General features: G+C 38.7%; 21 protein-coding genes and 3 pseudogenes. 3 read left to right on the forward strand and 21 right to left on the reverse strand.

Features of this window, described 5'->3' with window-relative positions:
• Positions 1–430, reverse strand: a pseudogene (locus ACFIMG_RS00510) (hypothetical protein); the annotation flags it as partial.
• A gap of 65 nt (positions 431–495) precedes the next feature.
• Between ACFIMG_RS00510 and ACFIMG_RS00515 the strand changes: the two are divergent.
• Positions 496–804 (forward strand): type II toxin-antitoxin system RelE/ParE family toxin, encoded by a 309-nt coding sequence (locus ACFIMG_RS00515; protein WP_375608901.1) that lies wholly within the window; start codon positions 496–498, stop codon positions 802–804.
• A complete protein-coding gene (locus tag ACFIMG_RS00520; protein WP_375679344.1) occupies positions 785–1,069 on the forward strand; it encodes an addiction module antidote protein in 285 nt (94 codons plus the stop codon). The genes ACFIMG_RS00515 and ACFIMG_RS00520 overlap by 20 nt, the downstream gene beginning before the upstream one ends.
• Positions 1,070–1,104: 35 nt before the next feature.
• Here ACFIMG_RS00520 and ACFIMG_RS00525 read toward each other — a convergent pair whose 3' ends face one another.
• From ACFIMG_RS00525 to ACFIMG_RS00600, 16 genes and pseudogenes are all read right to left on the reverse strand, one after another.
• A complete protein-coding gene (locus ACFIMG_RS00525; protein ID WP_375679345.1) occupies positions 1,105–1,485 on the reverse strand; it encodes a hypothetical protein in 381 nt (126 codons plus the stop codon).
• Between the two features lie 11 nt (positions 1,486–1,496).
• A complete protein-coding gene (locus ACFIMG_RS00530; RefSeq protein ID WP_375617007.1) occupies positions 1,497–1,877 on the reverse strand; it encodes a hypothetical protein in 381 nt (126 codons plus the stop codon).
• A 22-nt stretch (positions 1,878–1,899) separates the two neighbouring features.
• Positions 1,900–3,027 carry a N4-gp56 family major capsid protein gene (locus ACFIMG_RS00535; RefSeq protein ID WP_375679346.1) on the reverse strand — a complete coding sequence of 376 codons (1,128 nt, stop codon included), beginning with the start codon at positions 3,025–3,027 and terminating at the stop codon, positions 1,900–1,902.
• Positions 3,028–3,117: 90 nt separating this feature from the next.
• Positions 3,118–4,005, reverse strand: coding sequence for a hypothetical protein (locus tag ACFIMG_RS00540; RefSeq protein ID WP_375679347.1), 888 nt, complete (start codon positions 4,003–4,005; stop codon positions 3,118–3,120).
• 13 nt (positions 4,006–4,018) lie between these two features.
• Positions 4,019–4,744 (reverse strand): annotated as a pseudogene (locus ACFIMG_RS00545) (phage portal protein); the annotation flags it as partial.
• A 1,347-nt stretch (positions 4,745–6,091) separates the two neighbouring features.
• Positions 6,092–6,871, reverse strand: coding sequence for a hypothetical protein (locus tag ACFIMG_RS00550; protein ID WP_375679349.1), 780 nt, complete (start codon positions 6,869–6,871; stop codon positions 6,092–6,094).
• 98 nt (positions 6,872–6,969) lie between these two features.
• Complete coding sequence (locus ACFIMG_RS00555) at positions 6,970–7,689, reverse strand: hypothetical protein (RefSeq protein ID WP_375679350.1); 720 nt, start codon at positions 7,687–7,689, stop codon at positions 6,970–6,972.
• Between the two features lie 82 nt (positions 7,690–7,771).
• Entirely contained in the window at positions 7,772–8,509 is a 738-nt protein-coding gene (locus tag ACFIMG_RS00560; protein ID WP_375679351.1) for a hypothetical protein, read from the reverse strand.
• A gap of 1,741 nt (positions 8,510–10,250) precedes the next feature.
• A complete protein-coding gene (locus ACFIMG_RS00565) occupies positions 10,251–15,215 on the reverse strand; it encodes a DEAD/DEAH box helicase (RefSeq protein ID WP_375679352.1) in 4,965 nt (1,654 codons plus the stop codon).
• Between the two features lie 553 nt (positions 15,216–15,768).
• A complete protein-coding gene (locus tag ACFIMG_RS00570) occupies positions 15,769–17,376 on the reverse strand; it encodes a YfjI family protein (protein ID WP_375679353.1) in 1,608 nt (535 codons plus the stop codon).
• Entirely contained in the window at positions 17,373–18,272 is a 900-nt protein-coding gene (locus ACFIMG_RS00575) for a toprim domain-containing protein (protein ID WP_375679354.1), read from the reverse strand. The genes ACFIMG_RS00570 and ACFIMG_RS00575 overlap by 4 nt, the downstream gene beginning before the upstream one ends.
• A 97-nt stretch (positions 18,273–18,369) precedes the next feature.
• Complete coding sequence (locus tag ACFIMG_RS00580) at positions 18,370–18,570, reverse strand: AlpA family transcriptional regulator (RefSeq protein WP_007347430.1); 201 nt, start codon at positions 18,568–18,570, stop codon at positions 18,370–18,372.
• A 208-nt stretch (positions 18,571–18,778) separates the two neighbouring features.
• Positions 18,779–19,945 (reverse strand): tyrosine-type recombinase/integrase, encoded by a 1,167-nt coding sequence (locus ACFIMG_RS00585; protein WP_375679355.1) that lies wholly within the window; start codon positions 19,943–19,945, stop codon positions 18,779–18,781.
• A 172-nt stretch (positions 19,946–20,117) separates the two neighbouring features.
• Positions 20,118–21,423 (reverse strand): annotated as a pseudogene (locus ACFIMG_RS00590) (portal protein); the annotation flags it as partial.
• On the reverse strand, positions 21,408–22,736 hold the full coding sequence (locus ACFIMG_RS00595) for a PBSX family phage terminase large subunit (protein WP_375693547.1): 1,329 nt from the start codon (positions 22,734–22,736) through the stop codon (positions 21,408–21,410). The gene ACFIMG_RS00595 and the pseudogene ACFIMG_RS00590, both read right to left, overlap by 16 nt.
• Positions 22,717–23,052 (reverse strand): hypothetical protein, encoded by a 336-nt coding sequence (locus ACFIMG_RS00600; protein ID WP_375679356.1) that lies wholly within the window; start codon positions 23,050–23,052, stop codon positions 22,717–22,719. Before ACFIMG_RS00600 ends, ACFIMG_RS00595 begins: the two co-directional genes overlap by 20 nt.
• A gap of 212 nt (positions 23,053–23,264) precedes the next feature.
• Here ACFIMG_RS00600 and ACFIMG_RS00605 point away from each other — a divergent pair, with 212 nt between their 5' ends.
• Entirely contained in the window at positions 23,265–23,801 is a 537-nt protein-coding gene (locus ACFIMG_RS00605; RefSeq protein WP_375679357.1) for a hypothetical protein, read from the forward strand.
• On the opposite strand, the gene ACFIMG_RS00610 is transcribed toward ACFIMG_RS00605, so the two are convergent.
• From ACFIMG_RS00610 to ACFIMG_RS00625, 4 genes are all read right to left on the reverse strand, one after another.
• The gene (locus ACFIMG_RS00610; RefSeq protein ID WP_375679358.1) at positions 23,798–24,322 is read right to left on the reverse strand and encodes a hypothetical protein; all 525 of its coding nucleotides are present in this window, start codon (positions 24,320–24,322) and stop codon (positions 23,798–23,800) included. The two genes, ACFIMG_RS00605 and ACFIMG_RS00610, sit on opposite strands and share 4 nt — an antisense overlap.
• Positions 24,309–24,749: a hypothetical protein gene (locus ACFIMG_RS00615; protein ID WP_375679359.1), complete on the reverse strand. Its 441-nt coding sequence runs from the start codon at positions 24,747–24,749 to the stop codon at positions 24,309–24,311. The genes ACFIMG_RS00610 and ACFIMG_RS00615 overlap by 14 nt, the downstream gene beginning before the upstream one ends.
• Positions 24,685–25,194, reverse strand: a complete 510-nt coding sequence (locus ACFIMG_RS00620; protein ID WP_375679360.1) for a Panacea domain-containing protein — start codon at positions 25,192–25,194, stop codon at positions 24,685–24,687. Before ACFIMG_RS00620 ends, ACFIMG_RS00615 begins: the two co-directional genes overlap by 65 nt.
• Positions 25,195–25,270: 76 nt before the next feature.
• Positions 25,271–25,495 (reverse strand): single-stranded DNA-binding protein (locus ACFIMG_RS00625; protein WP_375679361.1); only part of this gene is annotated, 225 nt, incomplete at its 5' end.

Below are 25,495 nucleotides of genomic sequence, written 5' to 3' on the forward strand. Positions count from 1 at the left end.
GATGTAATTTCCTATCAAAATAACTGTAACAAACCGGCGTTCCTTGCTGCTCTGATGATAACAAAGGCTCTAAAGAAACATAGTCCTTACACTCCAAGGCAAGCTTATTATTCCCTGAGATAAGGAACACTGTTTTTATTTTGACAGCTGTTTCAATAGGGCGGGTAGTGCTTGCATCATAAACACCTTGTCCCGCCCGTGTCTCAAACACCACATCACGGCTTTCGTTAAAGTAAAAGGTCTCCCGTTCACAAAAACGAATGGCTGCAAAAATGCTTTCTTGGATTTGATGAACATACTCATCGGCTATGTCATCAATCTCATCTTGAATGACCGACACTAAGTGCGAAAGTGTCCTCTTATGACGATAAACATCTCGCTTTACTGGTATCGGTCCTCCGGTCTTAACCCGAATATAATGACGTGTCATCAAAATACCTTTCAGTAAAAATTATTACTATTGATATTATATATTTTGTGTATTATAGTACTCAAATGGTGTTCATTCATAAAACGATAGAATTTGATACTTGGCTTAAGAAACTTAAAGATAAAAGCGTTAAGGCTATTATTCTTCAACGTATTGTCCGCTTAAAACAGGGTCTTTTCGGTGATGTTAAATTCTTTAATGGCATAGGTGAATTACGTATCCACTATGGTGCTGGTTACCGAATTTATTTTACCCAAAAAGGCTCTGATTTTATCCTTTTGTTATGTGGTGGAGATAAATCAACGCAGAAAAAAGATATTGAACAAGCATTAAAGTTAAAAGAGGAGTACAGTGATGAAAATAACCCCATTTAAACCAGAAGAATATCTTAAAGACATTGAAGTACAACAAGCATTTCTTAATGAAGCCTTCAAAACCGGTGATGCCTCTCATATAGCGGATGCCCTTGGTATTGTTGCACGTGCTCAAAATATGAGAGCCTTAGCAAAAGAAACCAATCGCGAACGCAGTGGATTATACCGCTCTTTAAGTAAGACTGGTGACCCTAAACTTTCTACCTTAGTCGCTGTCTTATCTGCCCTTAATTTACAACTCTCGGTACAATCTGCTAATTCATAAACTGAGGGGAAGCTAATAGATCTCTCCCCTCAATTTTAGTGATTGGTTACGAATTCAACGACTATACTTGCTTGACCTGCTTGTACCGTTTTGTCCGCTTTGGCATAGAGAGTAAGTTCTTCATCATAAGGAACAAATTCCTTTTGATTGGTTGGCTTAACTTCTTTGACTGCCTGCTGTTTGATTTCTGCTTCACCAAACTCAGTCCCTCCAGCAGTGCTGCCTATTTTAACCTTCGTGTCCGAAAATGCTGTCTTGACATACACTTTAATTGAAGTAATCAAAGCACCACGAGGGAGGGTACCTATCTTCATCGCCTGTTCTTTATCTTCATAGCTAAAATTAAGACGCAAAAAGCTTACCTGCTGCGTATGAAGATTTCTCCCTTGCAAGGGCTGTGGTAAATAATCTGCCATGTCTTGTCCCCTCAATGATTTGTCACAAATTGCACAACCACAACACACTCACCAGCATCAGTGGTTTTATCTCGTGTTGCATAAAGGGTCATTTCTTTATCCTCTGGAGTAAAAACCTTTTGATCTGTTGGTGTAAAATCTTGCGTATTTTGGGCTTTGATATCTTTTTCGCCAAACTCATTGCCGCCATAAGTGCTGCCAATCTTCAACTTCGCCTCAGAAAACGCTGTCTTCACAAACGCTTTTATCGAGGTAATTAAAGCACCACGGGGTAATATCCCGATTTTTTCTGTGAGATGCTTCTCTTTATGCGAGATATTCAAACGTAAGAAACTCACCTGTTGGGTGTGAAGATTTCTTCCCTGTAATGGAGGGGGTAATTGATCTGCCATGTCTTGTTTTCCTCCTTAATGATTACGCTGCTGCTTCACCGCTGTAGGTAGGAATAACAATCGTTCCAAAATCTTGCGCTGTCTGCGCACTATTGGGCATTTGGAAACGGGTTTTCTTCATTCCTATCAAAGTCTTGGCGGCTACACCAAATTGACGTTCATAATCAAAATACTCTTCTTTAAGCGTGTAATGTGTTGCACTGTGATTTTTGCCAAAACCTATAACCGCACTTTGGGCTCCTAAGAACACCGCACGACGTACACTCTTTACCGCTGTATTATTTGTCGAGTTAACACCATGGGTGACATGAATAGCTTCGCGTAAAACAACACCATTATACATGCCAAGAGAACCATCAAAGATTGGGTTCTTTGCACGAGAAGTCGCATAAACCGATTTTTGGATATCTAACCACTCACCAGCGGCTGTATTGGTACGCAATTGCATCACTTGTGTTGGGTGCAAATAGAGAACGTAAACATCATCACCGTTAACATGGACGGGGGAAATTTGCGGATTGGCAAGTTTGGCTTGTTTAACCGCTTCATCAATAAGCTTCAAACTAAAACTATGTTTGGCTTTATCATTAAGATCTTCATCTTTGGTTTTCCCATCGGGGCGGATAATACGTTCACTGCTTGGTGCCATGATTTCATTAAAGCCATAATGAACCGGCTTAATATACACTTCTCGACCATCAACACTGATCGTACGGGCTGTATAACCACATACCTGAAGAAAGAACATGATGCTTAAACGATTGGCATACCAGCGAACCAAACCTTCTTTCGCTTTCTTACGTAAATTCGGGAGAATTCTTTGTTGGTCAATTGAATCATCATTGGCGACACGCGCTGCATGTAAAAGCTCATTAATCACCAACCTATCATTCATAAATTGAAGCGCTTCTTCATTGCCCTCTAAGGTTTCTCCTTGCGTGACACCGTCTCCAAAAAGATTGACCAACAAACTAAATGTGACACTATCCCCTGCACTCTTATGGGTTTCATTGTAAAGCTGGATAATGCTGTTCGAACTTTTGCCAATAAGAGGGGCAATTTTTGTCGCTTTCAAAACTTCATTGCTTAATTTCTGTGACCACAATTTCACCGATTGCGGATCATGGGTTCCTATATGTGTTGTTGCCATTGATTTCACCTTTCTTTGCTGTAAAAAAAACCGGCTTAAAGCCGGTGAAAAACCCGCATCAAAGGCGGATTATGTTGTAAAACTTATTGCCTAATCAGGGTCTGCACCCATTATTTCATAAAAACGGGCTTCATTTTTCGGGTTCGATATCCACGCGTTAAATTCTTTCTCTGACATATTCGCAAGTGTCTCTTTGGTCATAGGACCTGTAATACTCCCCCCTCCTCCAGATGCTGTTAAGGTTCGCGCAGAATTCTGCCGGCTTTGAAGCGCTGCTACTTGATTATTGGCTTGCACTGCTTGGTTCTGATAACCAAGGTTTTGCGCTATCCTATAAAGCTCTTCTGCTGGATTAACCCCCTTTTGGGCGCAAGTCGCTACAATCGTACGCAATTCATCCCCTATAATCGCATCTATCGTGCTCTTTTGCGCATAAGTCGGATAAACAGATGACCAAGCACTTAATTGCTTTGCACGCGTCTCATAAAGAAAATCTGCCGCCGCATCAAAATCACTGTATTTATCTTTAATTGATGTAACAGAACTTTCTAAAAACTGGTTCAAATGTCCATTAAATTCGTGGGTTTCAATGGCTTGCCTTTGAACATCTTGTTGTGCACGAATATACGCATCTTGCTCTTGAAGCTTTTTTCCCATCCAACCCATGTAGCCAATGATGTCTTGTGTAGGATCTGGAGGTCCGCCTTCCCCTTCAACACTTGGCGATTGAGATTGAGGTTCATAAAACTTGACAAGCGCTTCACGGGCTTGTTGAGCTTGTTGTTCTGCACGTTGCCGATCTATAGGAACGATTTCTGAAGGCTTGTCAACGGGCTCTGCAACCGGTTCTGGAGGTGTGGCATCATTGCTCTCAACGGTTTCGACCTCATAATCACTCTCAAAAGAGCTCTCATCATCAAATACCGGTGCTCCAACCCTATAATCTTCATTCATAGCTTCGTTCATTTCTGCATTCATTCTTTCACCTCTCTCAAATATGCATGCCTCTGTGCAATGCTATTCTCTCTCGCATAATCTGATTGTGTGCTTGTTCATTGAGAAGCTTCTGACGTTCAATGTCATGCCTCTGTTGCATCATTTCGGCTTCCAATTCTGCTCTCTTTTGACGCATGAACAATTCAATCTGCTTTTGTTGCAAATCCATCTGTTGCATCTGACTTTTAGTCGCCATATCCTGCTGCTTTTCTTGCAACTTCATTTCTTGTTCCGGATCCATTTGCTGTTGTTGGGCTTGTTGTGCCATTTGCTGCTGTTGCATCTTCTCACTCACACGATTGAGTAATGACGCAGGCAAGGGTGAGTAACGAAGCAAATCAAGCATGATATCCGGTGTTACGGCATTTTGAAGCAACGGTAATAATTGCGTGATAATGCCAAAGGTACGCTCTTTCTCATTCGGGCTGGTTGGCGCATCATCCACCACAATATCGTAATCTACACTCATCACCGCTTCACGTGTTAAGGGAATATATTGCGCGTTCTCCTCACCAGATATCCGTACCAAACGACCATCAGACAAATAATTCTGTATCAGATGCAAAATAATCTTACCCTGCCTTTTGCGATACAAACGCAAGCCATCAAACAGACAAGCAAGCAGGTTAAGACTAGATTGACGCCGTTGTGCTTCTAAAATCCCTGCTTGTGAGACTTCTCTCGTCCCGATAAACTCAGGCGATAAGCCCGTAACTTGATGATGCGGCATCATATCAAAAAAATACAACAAAGTCAATATGTTGCGTGTAATTATTTTTATGAATCCACTTAAGAATCCATCCTTTTATACGTGATTCATTTGACCATTTTTTATATAAGATTGCCATGTATGAATAGATCATAAAAAGCAAATCATGATGTAAATATTATAACGCATGTGTGCATTCAAATGAAATGAAAAGCAGATATCATTCATAACAGTTCATAAATTTTATGATACGTTTTTATCACAGCAGAAATCGCATTGTTTTAAAATTTAGTCGTTTGAAATTATCGATAATATAAATCGCATACGTTTAAAGATCACTCTTGTTTTAAAGATTGGATTGTTAATCGCATAAAATAACAAATTAACGTTCGCCAAAATTGGCGAGCGCAAAATAGAGAGCTGTCATAACAGCAGCATCATAACACCGAACATTTTAAAGATTGCATAAAAGGATTAGGGATAAGATTGCTTTTAAAACGCTTTCTAAAAGTTTAGAAAACGATAAAGAGGTCTTTTATATCTTATGAAATCAAAAGCCTTTTAATGAATAGATTGCAGGCTAATTTTTAAAAACGGAACTATTCGCTCCCACAAAAAAATGGAGGCGGCTAATACCACAGCAGTAAAATACTATTTTACCTTAGATATGGTACTAAAAAACGTTTTAAAAGTTACCATTTAAAAGCACAGAGCACAAATATAGAGCGATTAATTTGCAAAAAAAGTTATGTTTGAGTGCAAAATAAAAAGACGCTTATGAAAGCTTTTCTAAATACGTTTAAACGTTTGAAACTGATGTTTATCAGTTTTAAAGTCTTGCGTTTGATAAAAGCGGCTGTTTATTGTCTTATGAGAGTTTGTTTTAAAAGCCAACGTTTGCAAATGTAAAAAACGGGTTTTGTTAAAGCTAACAAGCGTTTTGATTTTATAGAATGCGTTATTTGAATTCACTCAGCTCGATTTTGAGCTTAGTATATTGAAACGTTTTAAAAGAAGCATTTTAATCATGTGCTTTATTTCAAATGACTACCTCACAAGGAGGGTGTTATGATTAATACGTTTGAGAGCAACGAAAAGCGTTTATAGGCTTTCTCATTCAAATGAGTGATTAAAAGATCATATGCATCATTTACATTCCTTTTGATAAGTTTTCTATATCTTGAATAGAGCGCTTGCAATATAATACGTTTTGTATATATGCATTCATTGCCTTATGGTAGATGTTTCATTAGAGAATAGACATTTGAAAGCCGCGTCACGTTAAATGACACGGCTTTTTTGCATTCTCTCTTTTATGATGCGTTTATAGCCATCAAGAAGGCACCCCCATGTCTATTTTTATTCTGTTTCATCAACAATCTTGACAAGGTTATCGCTTTCATAAACCTCATAATTGATAGGAACTTCCCTTATTTTGCTTTTCTTGGTTAATTTCGCATTGCCATAAGCGCGACCCCAAACCTTAGTATAGAATAAAACCTTGGCATTGCCAAAAACAGAGCCATAAATTTCAGCACAACCGCCCACCAAAGCACCGCTATAGACCTTGCCATGTATTTTTGCACGACCATTAATAACAGCATAATTATAAACCTTGGCATAGCTATGAATACGCGCCGAACCAGAAACCTTGGCACGACCATAGACCATTGCATGACTAAAAACCGTAGCATCATAAGAAACATGAGCATAATCATAAATATGAGCATCAGCAAGAACGCGGGCAGCACCACTCACATGAGCATAGCCATAAACATTGCCATAAACATGAGCATTGCCATAGACACAAGCATGGTCATAAATTTTTGCGTATAGAGAGATAAAAGCCTTTCCATAGATTTCACAATTCCCATAGACTTGACCACAGACTTGCGAATAATGCCGTATTTTTGCATTGTCATAAACACGGGCATGACCATAGACACAAGCATCATCATAAACCCAGCAATTGCCATCATGGGAGAGGTTGACTTCCTTTTCGATAAAACCGCCTAAAGCACCCGCTTTTATATCATCAAAATCTCTTAAAGCCCGAATGCGATAAAGGCTTGTAATATTGCGAGTAAGAGCATGTTTGATTTTTTTGATTTCGCTGGTTAATTCGTATTTTTTACACATAGGGATACCCTCACAATCTAATGTGATAAACAGTTGATAAAATTTGAAATGGAAAATTGGTTTGGAAAGCAGGCGCCCCCGCCGCGCCAGTGTCTTATTTACGCAGCATCTTTTCTAGACTGATTATCATCACAGATATCATTCGTAATTTTTTCACGGCTATTAACCACGGCATTGTCATAAATTCTTGCAAAGGACCCCACACGAACCGAGCCAGAAACATTGGCATCATCATAAATACTTGCATAACTCTTAATCCATGCATTGCAAAAGACATGCGCATTGCCATAAATACACGCCCCCCCATAAATGCGTGATTTACCATAAACATGGGAATTCCCATAAACAAAGCCACTCACATGAGCATTTTCATATACACGGGCATTATCATAGATATGTGCACTAGGAGAAACATTAGCATTATCACAAACCATGGCATTGCCATAAACTAGACCACAGGCCCTAGCATTGTTACTAATTTTTGCATTGTCATAAATGCTAGCATCTTTACCAAAAACCCATGCCTTATCACAAACCACGGCATTCCCATAAACTTTAGACCCCCTAGCAATAATGGCATCATTACGTATTTTTGCGTTATCAGAAACGACAGCATTGCAAAAAACACCAGCATTATCATAGACCCAGCAATTGCCATCATGGGAGAGGTTGTTTTCATTTTCAATAAAACCGCCCAAGGCACCAGCCCTAACATCATCAAAATCTCTTAAAGCACGAATGCGGTGTACAGTAATCCCTTCAAAAGTATGATTTTCATTAGTTAATTCGTATTTTTTAGATACAGTTATAGTGGACATAGGTAACACCCTAAGTTCATATTTGATAAATTTTAAAATGAGATGTTTAAAGAGGGGCGCCCCCGCACCGCCCGCACGTTATTTACGCAGCGTCATTTTCATATTCGCTGTCATTATCATCGTCATAATACCACTCACAATCAGCATAATATTCATGACGATAATAATCATCTTCACTTCCAAATTCAGGATATGCCTCATCCCAAATATGATCATCAGCAGTTAAAGAGGCGGCGCTATGAACATAAGAATCGCCAGAGATAAGAGCCCCACAAACCACGGCATCATCAAAAACACGCGAGCCATCACAAATATGAGCAGCACCGCTTATTTTTGCATTGCCACCGACATGAGCATCATCACAAATAACGGCATCATCACAAATATGAGCATGATCAGTGACACGGGCGTTATCATAAATTTTAGCATTGCCTTCAATTACAACGGCATTGCGAACATGAGCATTTCCATAAAGCTTTGCATTGTCCTTTAATAACATGCCTTCAAAAATAGCATTGCCATAAATTCTTGCATTACCACAAACGTCAACAAAAAAGCTTTTTACTTTAGCATTCCCTGAAACCCTTGCATTTTGAAAGACGCGCGCTTTGTCATACACCCAGCAATTACCTTTGTGAGATAAGTTACTTTCGTTTTCAATATACCCCCCAAGATCGCCAGCTTTGACATCTCCAAAATCTCTTAAAGCACGTATACGGTATAATATGAGACCAGTCACAAAATCCATTTCGCCAGTAAACTCATATTTTTTGGATATTTTTTTCTTATTAACGGGGGTGTTGTTTGATATATTTATCATATTTAAAACCTTGTCGTAATTAAGTTTTCTATTAACAGCCTATAGAGGCATCGGGCGCTAGAAAACACGGCGACAAGTCCGCTGCTTACACTTTTCTCATAAAGAGTATTGTATGGTGTAAACACACCCGACAAAATCCTCATATACTAACAAAAGTATAAAAGATAGCCAATTTTTAAAAGCGTTGGAAAGATTGTTTCGTAATCTATCCGCTTGTCGTTTCAAAGTGTTTTCTAAACACTTGATTATTTATATAACAAAATACGTATTTATTGTCAAATAATATTTTATCTTTTTTGTATTTTTTAAATTGCATTATGTATTAATGTTATCATGTTCTTATGAATTGCTTCTTTTATATTTATATGATTTTAAATCTGTATTATTGGCTTTAGAAACGATTGCGCTGTTTTTTGAATTATACATTTATAATATTTAGAAATGCTCTCATGATGCGTTTTTTTAACTTTATAACCTATCAATTTTTTTACTAAATGAATTTTAATTTTTTTGTGAATTTTGTTTATAACGCATTTGCAACTTAACAGCCTTTTATAGAGATGGTCTTTATAACCAATGCTTTCATTTGCATTATGATTATAAAACCTTACTGTTTTTATGCATTCTCTATAGCTGTTATATGCTTTATAGCCATGGCATCATTTTTCATTTTCATAAGAGAAACGATAAATAGGATAATTACGATTTATAGACTGTTATGAAAACATCTCAATAGAAACTGATAATTATAGAGATGAGCAAAATCTCTTTTAATAGACCGTGTCAGTGTTGTCAGTTTTGTCAGTTCCTTTTAAACCCTATAATTATTTTTTCAAATGAGTAAAAATTAAAAACATTATATTTCAATAGATTAATATCTTTAAAACACAACTCATATCAAGAGTACAATCTTTAAAGATAACCAATGATGTGAATTGATTAAAACTTGTCAGTTATGTGTCAGTAAATTGAACTGACAAAAGTGATCATTTTAGTGAGTCATTAAAACGTATCTTATGAAAAGCGTATGAAATTGAAAACTGATTATGTTATCAAAATCCCTTTTATGAATTTTATCAGTTCTTTTGAATGATAACCTTATGATTTAGAGAATGATTACAACGTGCTTTATAAAAAGCATGTGATCCTTTAAAGCCTTTCAAAAGATGGTTTATAACTCATAAGAAATGCTATCAAGATCATTAGGTTATGAGTTTTGAATATTTTGAGTATTTTGAGGGTTCCTTTTACCCTCCTTTATATATTTTTTTTCAATCAAAAAATAAAAGTTATTATATTTCAATATATTAGCATTTTAGAGATACAATCTATATTAAAACACAACCTATAAATACAACCCATGATATATTTTTGAAGGTATTTTGAGGGTGTGAGAAACCTTCAAAACCTATAAGTAATATAAGAAAATGAATATACATAACTCTCTTTAAACAAAGCTTTTGAAAAGCATAAAGCACTCATTTAAGATTACGGTATAATCTTTTAAAGGCAATGTAAAAAAATCTAACTCTATTTAAGATGGGGTTTCTTATAAATCTTAAAGCAATCCAAAGTAGAGTATCTAAAAGTGCAAGTTTTTTCTTTTTAGAATAACGCATGATAAATTATCCTTTTAAAGATTGTATGTAAGCAATGTATAAAGGGGTATAGAACCTATAGGTATAAGACCTTTTACCCCTTGTGAGTTTATCATACCCATTATGTGAGCATGCTTTATAAGTTATTCAGTTTCTCTTATTTCTAATTTTGGTAAGTTCTTAACGATTTTCATGGTTTCTAAACTTACCGTAATAACCCTTTGAAACAATTCTAGAGGGTAGGCGGGGTTGCCAACGGTTTCAACAGCATAGCGATTGGCATCATTCACAATGCCACTTTTTTTATCCGTCTTAACACATTGACGCCCCATAACCCATTCAAGAGCGGGTCTACCATTGACGATATACTCATAAGCTTCGAGAGGGATATCTGTTATGGTAATATTGCTATTATAAATAACAGTTGATTTATCTTTTTCGGATTTTCCTTTCTCTTTAGCTGCTTTTGCGAATTTCATTTCAGTTACATAATAGAATTTTTCGGGATTAGAGATCTTTGTTAATTTTGGATTGCCCTTTTTAAAGGTCACTGGATAAGGTTCTACAGTTTCATAATTCACGTGCAAATGACCCAGTTCACGCCCTGCTGTCACAAACTTCCAAAAATCATCAGCAGTTTTTACGCAAGGGATACGAGGCAGTTCTTTAGAGAGGTTATCAGCATAACGGGCGCGGTAATCTTCCGAATGAAGTAAACCGTAAACGTAATAAAACAAATCATCTTTAGTGATAGTTTCATTAGGATAAGCCTCTTTAAAATGTGCTAATCCCGCATCTGTAATGCCATCACACTGTTGTAAATCAGCATTGTTGCTTTTTTCTATAGAATTCATAAATAAATGTGACTGGTTATTATCTTTAGATTTTAAGGAGGTAATATCTTCATAAAAGTATCTTGGAAAGCATTGACCTGTATCTATTGCGTGAAGGTTAGGTAAATCCTTACTCATCAAAACAGAAAATCCACTTCTTGCTCCTACGCCTGTAACTTGTATTACCTTATTTTTTACCGCTTTCCCTATAGAGAATTGTAAAACTCTCTCATTAAAAATGCGATTGTAATAAAGCCACTGTTGTGTAAAAGGGCGATAGAGGCTTTGAATAAGGTATTTATCTTCAAATTCGAAAATCTTTCCTCTAATTAATTGTTGTTTAAGAGAACGACTCCAACTGATTTTTTTAGCATCTGAATTTGCAAAATTGTCTACAATATTGGTACGTGTTTTACGGTCAGTGTGATAAATATCACTAAAACGTTTCACTTCACTATTATAAAAATTAATCATATTACGCATATTTTTAGCTAAAGCTTCACGGCTTGAGTTATATGCCCACGCATCACGGCTAGTTGAGATACCACAAGAAAACGTTTCAAAGAGCTTTTTATTATATCCTTTCTTATCCCCTAAAGCTAGGAATGTTTCGAAACTCTCATCACGTTGACGTATCCAATCACCATGCTTATCTGGTGCAATTACTTGCCAGCCCTTTTTATCCGTAATGCCACCAACACTACCAAAACATTCCAGAGCTGTAAGTTTTTCTTTTATCGTACGATTATTACCAATGTCATGATAGTAAATTTTACACTCTCCAGAAACATTAGGATTTTTGATAAATAGTGTTATGGCAATACCAGTCATACTTCCATTGCCAAAAACATTTTCTCCTTCTTGAGTTGCTCCATTGCTTAACATGTTTTTACGTATATCCCCCCGTAAATTAAGTACATAAATACTTGTAAATTCTTTTGCTAAAGATTTTCGTAACCCATCCATTGTAGACTTTTCTATGTAACCAGAACCAGAAACAAAACCGATTACTCCAGCATTATCAATACGATCACTAGCCCAGCGAATAGCACGAATATAATTATCATATAGATTTCGTATAAGATTTGCATTTGACTGAGCGGCATAAGTTTCACGAATGCGGTCATCTAATATCGGATAAGGTGTATTCTTTGCATTATCATTAGCACTTTTTTGACCTGTTGAATAAGGAGGATTACCAAATATAACTTTGATATCCAGTTTCTTTTGATGTTCCAAATATTCACTGTTTTCTTTAAACAATTCCTGTAGCAGATTCTTCTCTTCAAGCATCCGAAACGTATCGGTCAAACCAATATGTTTGAAAGGAATGTACTCACCTTTCATGATACTATGATAGGTTGCTTCGATATTAATGGCTGCTATGTAATAGGCAAGTAAGACAATCTCATTGGCATGGATATCATGACGGAATTTATATTCCATATCCTCTGGTTTGATGAGATTGGATTGTAAAAGCCTTGTGATAAAAGTCCCCGTTCCAGTGAAAGGGTCGAGGATAGAGACACCTCGTGACCCCAAGCTTTTTCCAAACTCATTACGCAATACATCATCAACAGAATGAATGATAAAATCCACAACCTCAACGGGCGTATAAACAATCCCAAGCCTATCCGTGGTTTTCTTAAATGCCTTGGCAAAAAAGCTTTCATAAAGCGTAATAATAAGATTTTGCCTTGCTAAAGGCGAGGTAATCCCAGAAGCACGAAGCCTTACACTGTTATAAAACTCTTGTAATTCCTTGGATTCTTCCTCGATATTGGTTTTATCCAGTTCTGTTAAGATTTTTTCCATTGCTTGCGAAATGGCATTGTTTTGCACAAATTCATTGCCCTCAAACAAGGCTTCAAACACGGGACGCGTCACAAGATGTTGTGCTAACATCTCAATGGCTTCCTCTTGCTTTATTTCACTGTTTAAATTGTTCTTTAATTCCTTATGAAAGGCATCAAAAGCATGAAAGGATTCACTGTTTTCATCAGCAAGCAGGTTTTGAAGATGGGTGATATGGTTTTGAGCAATCTCAGCAACATTGCCCGCCCAATTTTCCCAATAATCCGCAATAGCAAATTTCTTCGCAAGAAGAGTTTTCAGAGCATTGGGAAACTCTTTATAAAAAGGTAATCTTCCTGTTACGCTATGAATAGTTTGTGGTTCATGAGCGGCTTTTCCAATCTCAAGACCCATATGTTCTGATTTTTCATGGATATGGAGTTTATCCTCAACCGCGGTCATGCTCTTTAAGGCAACAATCTCCAAAACATCACTAACGTCTTGCCCTAAAATCATCTGGTTAAGGGTGATTTCAAAATTCTCATCATGAGCAAGCAAAGCATTGATCACTTGCCAGACCACCTTGTATCTTTTGTTGTATTTTAAAGCCTGTTCAGCAGAAACCCCAGCCGGTACCCCAACGGGTAAAATGATGTAGCCTCTTTTTTTACCCTTTGCACGCCGCATGATACGCCCCACCGCCTGTATGACATCCACATAACTTTTCCGCGGGTGTAAAAACATAATGGCATCAAGAGCGGGAACATCCACTCCTTCAGACAGACATCTTACATTGGTAAGTACACGGCAGGTATTTTCCCCCGCATCCTCCTTAAGCCAATCAAGGGCTTTATGACGCGTTTTGGCACTTTGGGTTCCATCAATATGATCAAAGGTACACTGAAGCGGCGGGGTCTCTTTATAGACCTTATGAAGATTAAATAATTCTTTCTGTATTTCTTCAGAATTGAAGGTTTTACAAATGCGTTTAGAGGTTTTGATATCTTTACAAAATGCTAAAGCCCGCCGCATGGGATTGGGGTCATCATTTAAATCAACTTTGAGATCTATTTTAGCAAGGGCTTGATAACAGCCTATGATCTTGGTTTTATCATCAAGGATAAGTTCATAATTCTCATCGGTCATCAGATGTTGAATGGATTCACTCACTTCCTCTTCATTAATACCCAAAACAATAATCTTATAAGGTGCAAGCAATTCATTCTGAACGGCTTTTGAGAAAGTATAGGTATAAAGCTCTTTTCCATAGAGCTCTTCATCATCCATAGATGCGAGAACGGCATTGATCTCATCGGCATTCTTTTTGGCATCATCGGTAAAGATCTTGGGGGTTGCTGTCATATACAGACGTTTTTTGCCTTGAATGATGCTGTTATCATGAACCTTGATAAAATCAGATTCATTATCCTCTGTTCCCAATGAAGCCCCAGTGGTACGGTGTGCTTCATCACAGATGATCAGATCAAATTCGGGTAAATCATACTTTTTTTGTGCATCCGAAATCACTTGGATTGAATGGTAGGTTGAAAAGACCACGGTCATTAAATCATGGGAAACCTTACCCGCTTTGCTCGCCAGTTCTTTTGCATCAGTTGTTGCAGGCAAGGCAAGATCAGAGCTATCAAATTCAAGAGCATCATTTTTATTATTTTTACGACGCTTACCCACTTGTGTATCGGAACACACGGCAAAGGAACGCAAAGGTACTTCTGTATCTTCTGTCCATTCACGAATTGTTTGCGATATGAGAGCGAGAGAGGGCACCAGAAACAATACACGCTTGCCTTGACCTGCTATGGTTTCTGCTATCTTAAGGCTTGTAAAAGTCTTCCCCGTTCCACATGCCATAATGAGCTTGCCACGGTCTGCTTCTTTTAACCCTTCACAGACTTTCTCAAGGGCTTCTTTCTGATGATCTAAAAGCTTTTTTTTCGGTTTCTCTTTAAGGACGGCTTGTCCTTGTTCTTTATAAGCCCCCCAATCGATTTGACTGTTTTCTAAATCAAACAGATTAATCCGTTGAGGGCGGATTTCTTGCCCCTCACAAGTCAGTTCAACATTGTCACTCCAATCTGTTTCGGTGCTATCAACCAGTATGCGACGGGTGAAGATCTTTTTGCCCGAGGCAGCAATAAAGCTATCAATATCTTCTTTTTTAATGATGTGAGAGGCGTCATAGCATTTACATTGAATGGCAGCATAGCCACCTTCATCACGGATTGTAGCCACCAGATCAATCCCAATATCAGTTCCATCTTCATCATGCTCTTGCGCCCATTCCAAATAAGTTTGAACCTTTTCGTATTCTTGCTTTTGAAGCGGGTCTTTTGTCAAATAAACCATGACAAGGTTTTCAAACATGGTTCCTAATTCACGGGGTGATTTAGCTTTTTGCCGATAATATTCCAACAGAGAGCGTAAAGTGACGTGTTCATTATCAGAATGATGAGAGCGAAGCATAAAGGATAAACTCCATAACTATCTACGATACAGATTAATTCTCTTCAAAAGAATCGAAATGAAGCTTATTAAATCCATTTTGAGCAAATGGTGAAAAAAATGTAGAAAAATGCGAAAAAACGGATAAATTTTTTCAAAAGGGGTTTTTAAAGATTGTTTATCCACAGCCAATGATACAGCGTAAGATCAGCAAAGTAGTAAAATTTGCTATTCGTTTCACGGGTTAATCAAGATAAATGTACTACGTGCTTTAAAATATCAGAATGAGTACTTTGATAAGTTTTATTACGAATTTTTCTTATAGGTTTTGAAGGTTTCTCACACCCTCAAAATACCTTCAAAAATATATCATGGGTTGTATTTATAGGTTGTGTTTTAATATAGATTGTATCTCTAAAATGCTAATATATTGAAATATAATAACTTTTATTTTTTGATTGAAAAAAAATATATAAAGGAGGGTAAAAGGAACCCTCAAAATACTCAAAATCTTCAAAACTCATAGATAAGGCGTTCTTTGAAGGTTCATTCTATGAATAAAAGTGTAAATGCCTTATTGGGGTGTCTTATGCCCCTTTACTAAAGGATTCCATTCATAGCGTATGGTAGGTCGACCACTTTTAGGGGTATTATCTCCAGAGATTTCACGAATATAGTTACAACGGCATAAAAGCTCTAAAGCTTGTTTAACGGTTTGATTATCTTTTAAATGCGTCCAGCTTCTTTGATGAATATCACGGTGTGTAAAAATATCGGGTAAATGATCACAGCGCTCGACAATCAATTTTGCCCCCTCTGTTGCTAAACTATCCCCCGCCGCATAAAGACGTTTGGCATGACTTAATAGATAACTTGTCCAACGCAAGGCTGTTGTGATGGCATAGGGTCCAATTTCTAAACGACCACCATCAAGAAGTTCAAAAATCAACGCAAGGCTTGCTATGGTTTTAGGCATTTTTAAAAGATGCGATTGTAAGCTTTCTGAGTAACTACCTCCTTTTGCCTCTCTATGAAGATGTTCCAACCATTCATAAAATTGCACTTGTGCTTTAGGAGAAAAACGCATGATCAGCGGCTTTTCTGGAGATCCTAAGCGTTTATCACGAAAAGAGCGAAAAACCCCTTCATATTTTTGCCAGCCCTCTTGATTGGGCGGTCTATCAATCACTTGCCATTCTTTATTGTCATCGGGCCAGACAATCATTTGAAAGCGTTGCAATAACCCATCATCGTTTATTCCACGCTGTATGGCTTGAATGAGGGGAATAAGGCGTGAAGGTTGAATGCCTCCAATCATGGATAAGGTGACATAAGGGATAAAAATGGTTCCACGCTCTATACGGTCATAGGTAAATTGATCATCTCCATTAAAAGCTGTTAAATAAAAGGAACGGTCTGTTTGATATTCCTTTCTTTCTAGATTAGCTAAAAAACCAGCCAGTTCATCACGCACCATTAAGAGACCACGGGGGTTTTCTTTTAAGAGTTCCCCAAGCTTTTCAACGGTCACATCATTGACAATAAAACGAGAGACATCATGATCCTGCGCCTTGTCTTTAGAGAGGGTTTCATACAAAAGAGCACGTGCTTTTTCACACTCTCCTTTTCTGATCGCTTTATTGGCTTGTCTTTCCTTTTCTCGTTTGTCTAAAGTTTCAAACCTCTCTTCAATTTCTTGTCTCTCTTTTTGCTTTAACCAGTCTTTATACCATTGCTTTTGAAGGCAAGTGATAGGCGCTAAAGCGGCTTTCATGGCTGGTGTTTTGAATGTTGATGATTGACCAATAAGAGCGCCCCAGAGATTAGGCACCACAATCCAATCATCATGTTGTTTTGGAGCAACCCGCACGCCATTGCCAATGACAGCAGCCAAAGCACAGAGAGCAGAGACAGCAATAAAATCCATAGGGGCTTGTTGACGCTCTGAAACGTCGTAAACATAATCCATGAATGGCATTGGGAGTTGTAATGGGTCAAAAGGCTCGACGGGTAAGAGAGTATATTCAAGTGGTTTTAATTCCCCCCAACCATTTTGTTGCAATGCTTGTTTATAAGGAATGGCTTCTAAACAAGTCTTATCATTTAAAAAAACATTATCGTTATCATTGCGTGAAACATTTTGATTGTTGGTATCGACAATATTGTTTTTATTCTCTCTCATTTATTTATACCTTTCAGTATCAAAACATCATTGAAATCTAGACCGTAGGGGGCTTGCATTATAAAGACCTCAAAGCCTTGTCTATAAGCGCGCGCAGCGAGGGTAAGACCTGCTTTACGCCCCGCCTCATCGCCATCCATTGCAATGGTGAGACGGGCTTTGGTTTTGGGTAAATTCACATGCCTCATGCCATGGGTTGAAAGGGACGCCCATAAATTCACGGGCTCTGTTAACAACCCAGACAGCAAAGCCAGACCGGTTTCAATGCCTTCACAAATGACCAGATGTTTTGGATTACCTTGACTTAAATGCACAGCACCACCCGTTACAGAACCCAACATGGCTTTGGTTGGTGATTGATCTGTTTTGCAGCCATTGTTTTGTAAAAAAGTTCTATGAATAGCAAAAGAACCAGCCCCCTTAACAAGAGCAACCAACGCGGGTAGTGTAACTCCAGAGGGGTGTAGACATTTGTCGTAAAAGCGTAAATCAGCAGGCAAATCACACGTGATCCCCCGCATGCGTAAATAGGTTTCTGCTAAAGTATTTTTGATTGGTTGGCTTTGTTGCCAAATTACTTTTGCTTTCTCTGCTTTCTGTTTTGCTCCTTTGAAATCAGCACAAAACTGTTTTGAGAAAGAAAGCGTATGATCATAAGCTTTATCAAAAAAGGCTTGTTTACTAAGCAACCCAATTCTAATAAGCGCTTGTATGATCTCTCTAAAAGAGCAACCAGCATAACAATAGAGTAAAAGACGCCCATCATGTCCATTTTTAATGGATAAGCTAGGCAGCCTATCATCATGAGCAGGGCAACGGGCGGTTCCATAACGCCCATGCCAAACCCCACGCAAGGCACGTGTAATATCCTGCGCATTCTTAAAAGAACACATCATTTTTAATCCTATAACGTTGCGTCACAGGACGGATTGTGCTAGCTCTAAGGTGATGAGTTTGAGAAAGCCTTGTCCGTCCTTACGTGACAAGGTTTTTTTATGCCACGTCGTTATAACGTTGCTGTTTCGCTTGTTCGATTACATTCAAAAGATCCGATTGTAACCAACGGGATAAAAAACCAAATTTTAAAGGTTTTGGGAGAGAGCCATTGGTAACATGACGACGGAAAGTTGAGACACTCATATGAAGCAATTTTGCACTTTCACGGTCAGTTAAAAGAATATCATTTTCGGTCATTTTAAAATCCTTTCATAATAAAAAATAGAACCAAATCATAAGCATTTATTAACCATATTTTTGAATCATTGGAAAGGTATTTAGTCTATAGAAAACAGTATTTTATCATAGTTTTATTGATGTGATAAATTATGAGTCTTATTGAGAAAGAATGAGAGAGAAGAGAGCTAAAGTTATCCACAGATCATGGGGTTATGCACCCCATATCTTAAGATTGACCAGTGACATAAGCCGCCCATTTATCCATATAGACACGGCGCTGCTCTAGATAGTCAGTACGACGATAGGCACGTTCTACTTTACCGCCGACCGTATGCGCTAGAATGGTTTCAGCGACCTCATAGGGGGCATCGGTTGTTTCAGCAAGCCAATTGCGTAAACTAGAGCGAAAGCCATGCGGGCAGGCTTCAAGTCCAATACGTTTCATATATTGAGCCATACACCTATGCGCGAGGGGACCGCGACCTGTTGCAGAAAAGAAGAAATCATTGCGTGATAAAAGGCGCGCTTGTTTTAAAATGTCTAATGCTTCAGATGATAGGGGTACACGAAACTCTTTTGTTGTATCACGCTTTCCTTTCATATTTTCAGCAGGGATAGTCCATATATCATCCTCAACTTGATCTTTATGGATATGACACAAAGGATTGGTACGAACCCCTGTAAGAATAAGCAAACGCAAAGCTAAATTCGTCATAGTTGTTTTTTCGCAAAGTGTTTTATAAAAAGCCGGCACATCTTTCCAATCCATAGCTGGTCTATTAATAGTTTTATGAAGTTGTTTACCTAAAAGAGCACGTGCTTTTTCTGTTGCTTGTAAATCAACATCCAATCCTAATGCAGCCGCATGTTTGAGACACATATTGAGACGAATAAGAGCTCTATTAGCTGTTGCAGCTTTTGTATGCCAAATAGAGGCAAGCGTATTGCGTATCTCTATTTGCGTAATCTCAGAAACGGGCAGACAGCCTAATTTGGGGAGAATATGAAGTTGTAAAGGCGAAAACCAATCTCCATTTTTACCCTCTCCTTTTAATTCAGCTTTACGAGTTTCAAAAGTGTCTAAAGCAATATCTTTTAAATAATGGAGATTACTTATTGCCTCACGCTTTTGTTTATTGCGCTCTTTAATGGGGTCACGCCCCTCACGTAACACAGAACGCCACCCAGTTGCCAATTCACGGGCTTGTTTTAAAGAGACATCTCGCAACGCTCCCAATCCCATTTCACGGCGCCGACCATGAATGGTATAACGATAAATCCACTGAGCACCTCCATCTTTACGTTTGTGAAGAAGCAAGCCGGCACCATCATTATATTTGCCAGCTCCCAATGTTGCGACAGACCTTGCATTAAGACGGTTCATAAGAGCCATTTTTAGTCCTTTCTTATACAAATTTGATCCACACACTCATCCCGCTTGTTATGTGCAAATGAGTGGTTTTGATTGATGCAACATAAACAGATTTGAAATGATAGAATCTTACGGTATTCGGGACTCTAATTCACTATGAATAACGCTAGATTATCATTATAAATCAATATCTTGTCACTTGATTAATCGCTTCCTTGGCTTCATTAAACAGTTGGAAAAAGCCTGCTGGAAATTGCGCTACGGGTTTTGGTTGTATCTTACCACCAGCCAAAGCACCATTTTTTAAAACCGTAATACTATCAACCCTGCTCCAACTCTTTACAGCTTCTCTCTCATCTTCAAATGCGCCCCGCTCTGCCATTATCCCGCCTTTGGATTGGCTATTGAGAATGTGCATTACTTGGACTAAAATATTTATTCGCCCATCGTTGTGGATCTTTTGTCGGACGGACAACCCCATAAAATTGCCGTTCTATCTTGTCAAAATACCCCGTTATACACTCCCAACCCAATTGACCAGCTGGAACTAAAGGTTGATCAGGGGATTCAAGCAACTTTCTCCCTAAAAAAGCACGTTTTACGACCTTTTTATTGAAAGCTGCCCCTTGGATATCGGGCATCATGCACTGGAGCTGCTTAAATTCCTCTTCACTATAATCACGAAGTTCTCCAGTGCTTAAATCGGGCGCTTTGTAATACCTCTCGCTTTCAAACCAACGGCATTCAACAAGTGTGACCATCCGACGACCGTTTTCAACATCAATGCCCTTCTCATCACTGTAATAATCAAGATCATTATGGTGAACACCTTCATGAGAGCTCCCATCCCTTGCCCAATCTGCACTCAGCTCTGTCCAATGGGCTTTGGGAAACATCTGCTTGGCTACTTCCAAAGGCTTGCGGTCGACATACCACATGCGTTGTGCATCGGTTAAATTCGGTTGCACTGCCGCGCTATCCCAAACCATTTTTAAGGGGTCTAAACGCGTAATGACCGGTTCACCATCTATACTGTTCTCATAATCAAGCCGCGTATCAGTCCAGCCCATTCCACAAATGACAGCATCTTGGAACGCATCACTATCCGCGTATTCCGCATGTGCTACATCTCTAAACCATTCTGCAGCTCCCGTAAGCAATTCACTTGGCAATGCCTTGCCTATTTGACGGGGGATAAATTGCACTTCTCGCTTATTATTTCTTTCTGAACCCACAACGGCATTAACGAGTGGTGCAATGCGATTAAAAGTCATAACGGGGCGACGTTGCTCTTTTAAAGCCGCTAAATCTTGATCATTCCACTGATCACCATTGTAAAATTGGAAATCCTCCCTTGCATGTTCACGCCATTTGTTCACATGCTCAACATCTTCTTTGTACCAACCCACAAGCTTGCGAAACAAACCTTCTGTCGACAGATCTGATGCGTTACTTTCTTGCTCTAAATGCTCTTCATCATCCATCATTCTGCCATCCATGACGTGCTCTCATAAGCTTCTCTACCGCTATAAGCTTGTCTCTTGTATTTCTGCACCGGCTGTTCATACCCCACACACATCAATCCAAAAGCATCCGCCCCATGACTGGACCAATCATGCTCGGCGCCTAAACCAATATTACGCTTCTCATCCCACTTCTCGTGATACCAATTGAGTGCCTTACGCCCCGCTACTGTCGTCTCCTCATTAAACCAAACTGAAGGCAAAATCCGTCGCACTGCCTCGATACGCATCTTAACCGCCCCTGCTCCCTGATTGGGAACAACCTGTGTTTCAAAGCCCGCATCATTTAAAGCGCTCTCAAAACTCACATTGTGCACACGGTCTCTGGTCGCACCATCATGGGGGAGAACCATCAGTGCCTTCTCATAGCCATTTTGACGCAACCAACCGATATGTTCCGATAATGGCTGCCCTTGTGCTTCATAATAATCAAGCACTCTGATCTCTCTACCAACAAATTGCGCTATCCATATCGCTGTCGCATCTGCCTTAGCACCCGTACCCCCAATATCCCAAAAAGCCCGTATCTGCATTAAAGGATCACGCGCAACACGCCCTATCCGTCCCTCTTGCTCGGCTGCCAACATTTCCCTCTGATAGTAAGCGCCTTGAACCGCTGTAAGATAAGCCCCTTCCCATACATGCTTATAGGTTTCTGGACGGTTTCTCAAATCATCAAGCCGCGCTTCATTCAAGATCTTGGGAAACTTTGGATTATCTGACCAATTGATCTCTACACGCTTGATTGCCGCATTATCTGAAAAGCGAAACCGCCTTTCAACCGGTGCATTCTCTCGCAACGGGTTCCATGTCACCCATAACTCTGCTCTCCACCCCTCACCTTCTTCACGCAACGTTGGAATAAGCGTCTGCCAAGCGGTCTCTGTTACGGGCTCTGCCTCATCAACCCAACAAAGCAAGATACGCCCCATCGATTTAATGCTCGCAATATTACGGTCTAGTCCAGAAAACTGAAAGGCTATACGACCATCATTTGACTTAATAGAAGCCTCTCCAACCTTGTAATAGTCCTTTAAAAAGTCATGGGCTTCAATGGCGCGCTTAATCTCCTCTAATGAACTCTCTGCTAGCGAATTCTGAAACTGACGTGCACAAAGAATGGTCCCTGATATCCCCTGCATACCAAATTGATAGCCTTTTAAAGCAGCCATCAAGGCAAATGATCTTGTCTTTCCAGACCCTCGTCCACCCCAAGCCGCGCGTACCAAAGCGTCTCCTGTAAAAATAGGAATGAGTTTTGGTACAATCTTAATCTGTCTTGTCGTCATTCACTGTTAAAGGGGCAATTTCTACACGCCCTATGATCTTAATCGCGCCCCCATCTTCACCCGTCACTTGCAAGGGCAAGATCTTCCCAAGCAACGCTAAATAAGCCGCAGGGCATCTTATTGCCTGCTTTTCGAGGTAAGAGATTAGCCCCTCTTTCCCATACTTATTGCCTGCCAATTCAGCAGCTTTAAGAATAGCCTCTTTCAAAAGACGTGTATTCTTATTGGGTACACCTTTGACACGCCCCATTCCTGCCTTAGGGGGTTTATATTTTTTCTTTGTTTGAGAAATCTGTTCTGTATTTTGTGATGTCATAAAATACACCCTCCAGATAATAAAAAACCCCGCATTTGCGGGGATTTTGAACTGTATCTTACCCTCATTTAGATACAATACGACCAGTGCCGTATTGTCATTAAATACGATTTGCTACACTTTGTCAACACAAAAATAACACATATTGATAATTTCAAAGGGAATCGGTTAAGCAGTGTTCTAAACAGTGGATCGTCAAAAAAGAGAAGATAATGATTATAGAAAATTTATGCTTTATTGGAGTTTTGATAGCATTGTTTTTATTAATGCTATTCAATGCAATACATGCCATTAAAAAAGCAGGAAAAAAAGGGAAAGAAATAGTTGCATACTGCACTGTACTATTTTTACCAACGTTTGTTCCATGGATTCCTACACTTATAATATTTAATTCTAACCTTATAGGAAATGATCTACAAGAAAAAGTGGCTGCTCTATTGCTAGCTATATCTGCCGTGAGTTTTATCATGTCATGTATAATGATAAAAACAATGCGTGAAGATGGTCTACAAGATAACATTAAAGACATAGCTTTAATAACTTGTGGAATACCACTTCTAATTTGTGGTTTCATTGGTGGTATAATTGCACTTTTTATGTGGAATATAACAATAGGGATAATAATTTTAGGGTTATTAATTTTAATCGGTATAAAAGAATATTTGGGAGCGATTTTTGGAATAATTGGAGTAATATTAGGGGTAGTATTAATGATAGCGTTTATCAAGTTTATTTGGAGAATTGTCTAATGAAAGTGCTTCTGAAGCGCATTAAGAGCAACACGTAATGAATTCACAAGATATGGTAGCGTTTGATCTTCTATAACGAGGTACTGTAGTGCTGCGTGAAGATTGTACTGTCTATAGAGGCATTGGGCTTCTTTTAGTATATCTTGTACGGCTTGATAGTGATTTGTTGCTTTTTGAACCCATTGTTCAAAGCTATCTGGATCTGAATTTGTAGACACATCATCATAAATTGCATTAGGCAATCCCTTTGCACAAAGGTAATTATTTCTTATCTGTAGGTACTGTTGCGCGGCATCATGTTGCTCTTGTGTAAGCACGCCTTGCAAACAAAGCCGCCCGATATAGGTACCAGAAAGTGGATTTTTTGCCTCCTGTAGCGTTAAACCGAAGCGCTTTGCACGCATTTCTATTGCCAATTTATCAACGGCTTCACGCGGTGCTTTTGCACGTGATATACGTCCGTTTGGTTCTCTTACCTGCCCTGCTATTTTAGGGCGTCCCCTTTTTTTATTTTTTTTCACTTATGTCCCCAGATTCCTGTTTAATATTTTGCCAAATTTCCTCTGCTTTTGTCTTAAACTTTAGACTATAAAAGAATAACGAAACCAGAATGATCGATATTATAATTATAAAAACTTGCTTAATTTCTAAATGACTTCTATCCCAAAATAGTTCTATAGACAAAGTTAAAAGCGTACCCAATAAAGTCCCCATTATTCCATGAAAACGACGTGCAGACGTTGCGTGATCTTTTAATAGATTTATTTCTTGTTCTGTAACAGCATAATGAACAGTTCTCCTCGGAAGACAATCTGCAATCACTCTAACAGATTGATTTCCAACAGCATCACTTGCACGTTGAAGTTGCTTAAGATGAAGGTGTTTATTTTTTTTCCGGCTCTTGTAAATACCCGTTAATTTTTTGTGTGAAATATTCTTTGATGTCATCGTCTTTTAGCTTCACACCAAATTGCCCACAATCATATACTCTCTCCCACGGTGATCCATTCTCATGAGATTCATCGCGCAAGCGCCAAGGTGAAAAATTTTTATAAGCATTCCAGACGATCTCTAATAACTTAACTGTATATTTATCAGCGGATTCTTTAGGAATTTTAGGAATCAAAATTTCTCCTGTCTCTAAATCAACTGTTCGAGAATAGCAATCGATAAAACGCCTTCCCCAATCTTTAAACTCATGATAAAGAGCCGGAATCACGGGACCATGCTGCCATGCTTCTATACGATCAGGAAAGAGACGCTTACCTGTAGCTGCTAACATCCATCCATACGCAAGATACACCAGTTTAATGAGCTTCATAGGAGAAATTGGGATATTCTCTTCACGTCCCTTTTCAAGAAAGAAGTTAGCAATTTGCTGAACTTGGTACATATCATTCATACCCCACAAAACATACAACTTTACAGAATTGCTTTAACATGATCACTTTCCTCATTCAATAATATCCTTAAAAAGGAACACTGTCATTCATAACGGTATGGGGCGTATCAAGAGGTCTGTGAAAGCTTCTGTCATAAGGAGATGACTGCTCTTGATTATCATCATTTTTGCCATCTAAGAGCTTTAAGTCGCCTTTGTACTTAGGCAAAACGATTTCTGTTACAAACCGGTCAACACCGTTTTTATCTTGCCATTTACGCGTTTGAAGCTGTCCCTCGATATAAACTTTGCT

Source organism: Bartonella sp. AP11XZML (assembly GCF_042196445.1).
Taxonomy (GTDB): Bacteria; Pseudomonadota; Alphaproteobacteria; order Rhizobiales; family Rhizobiaceae; genus Bartonella.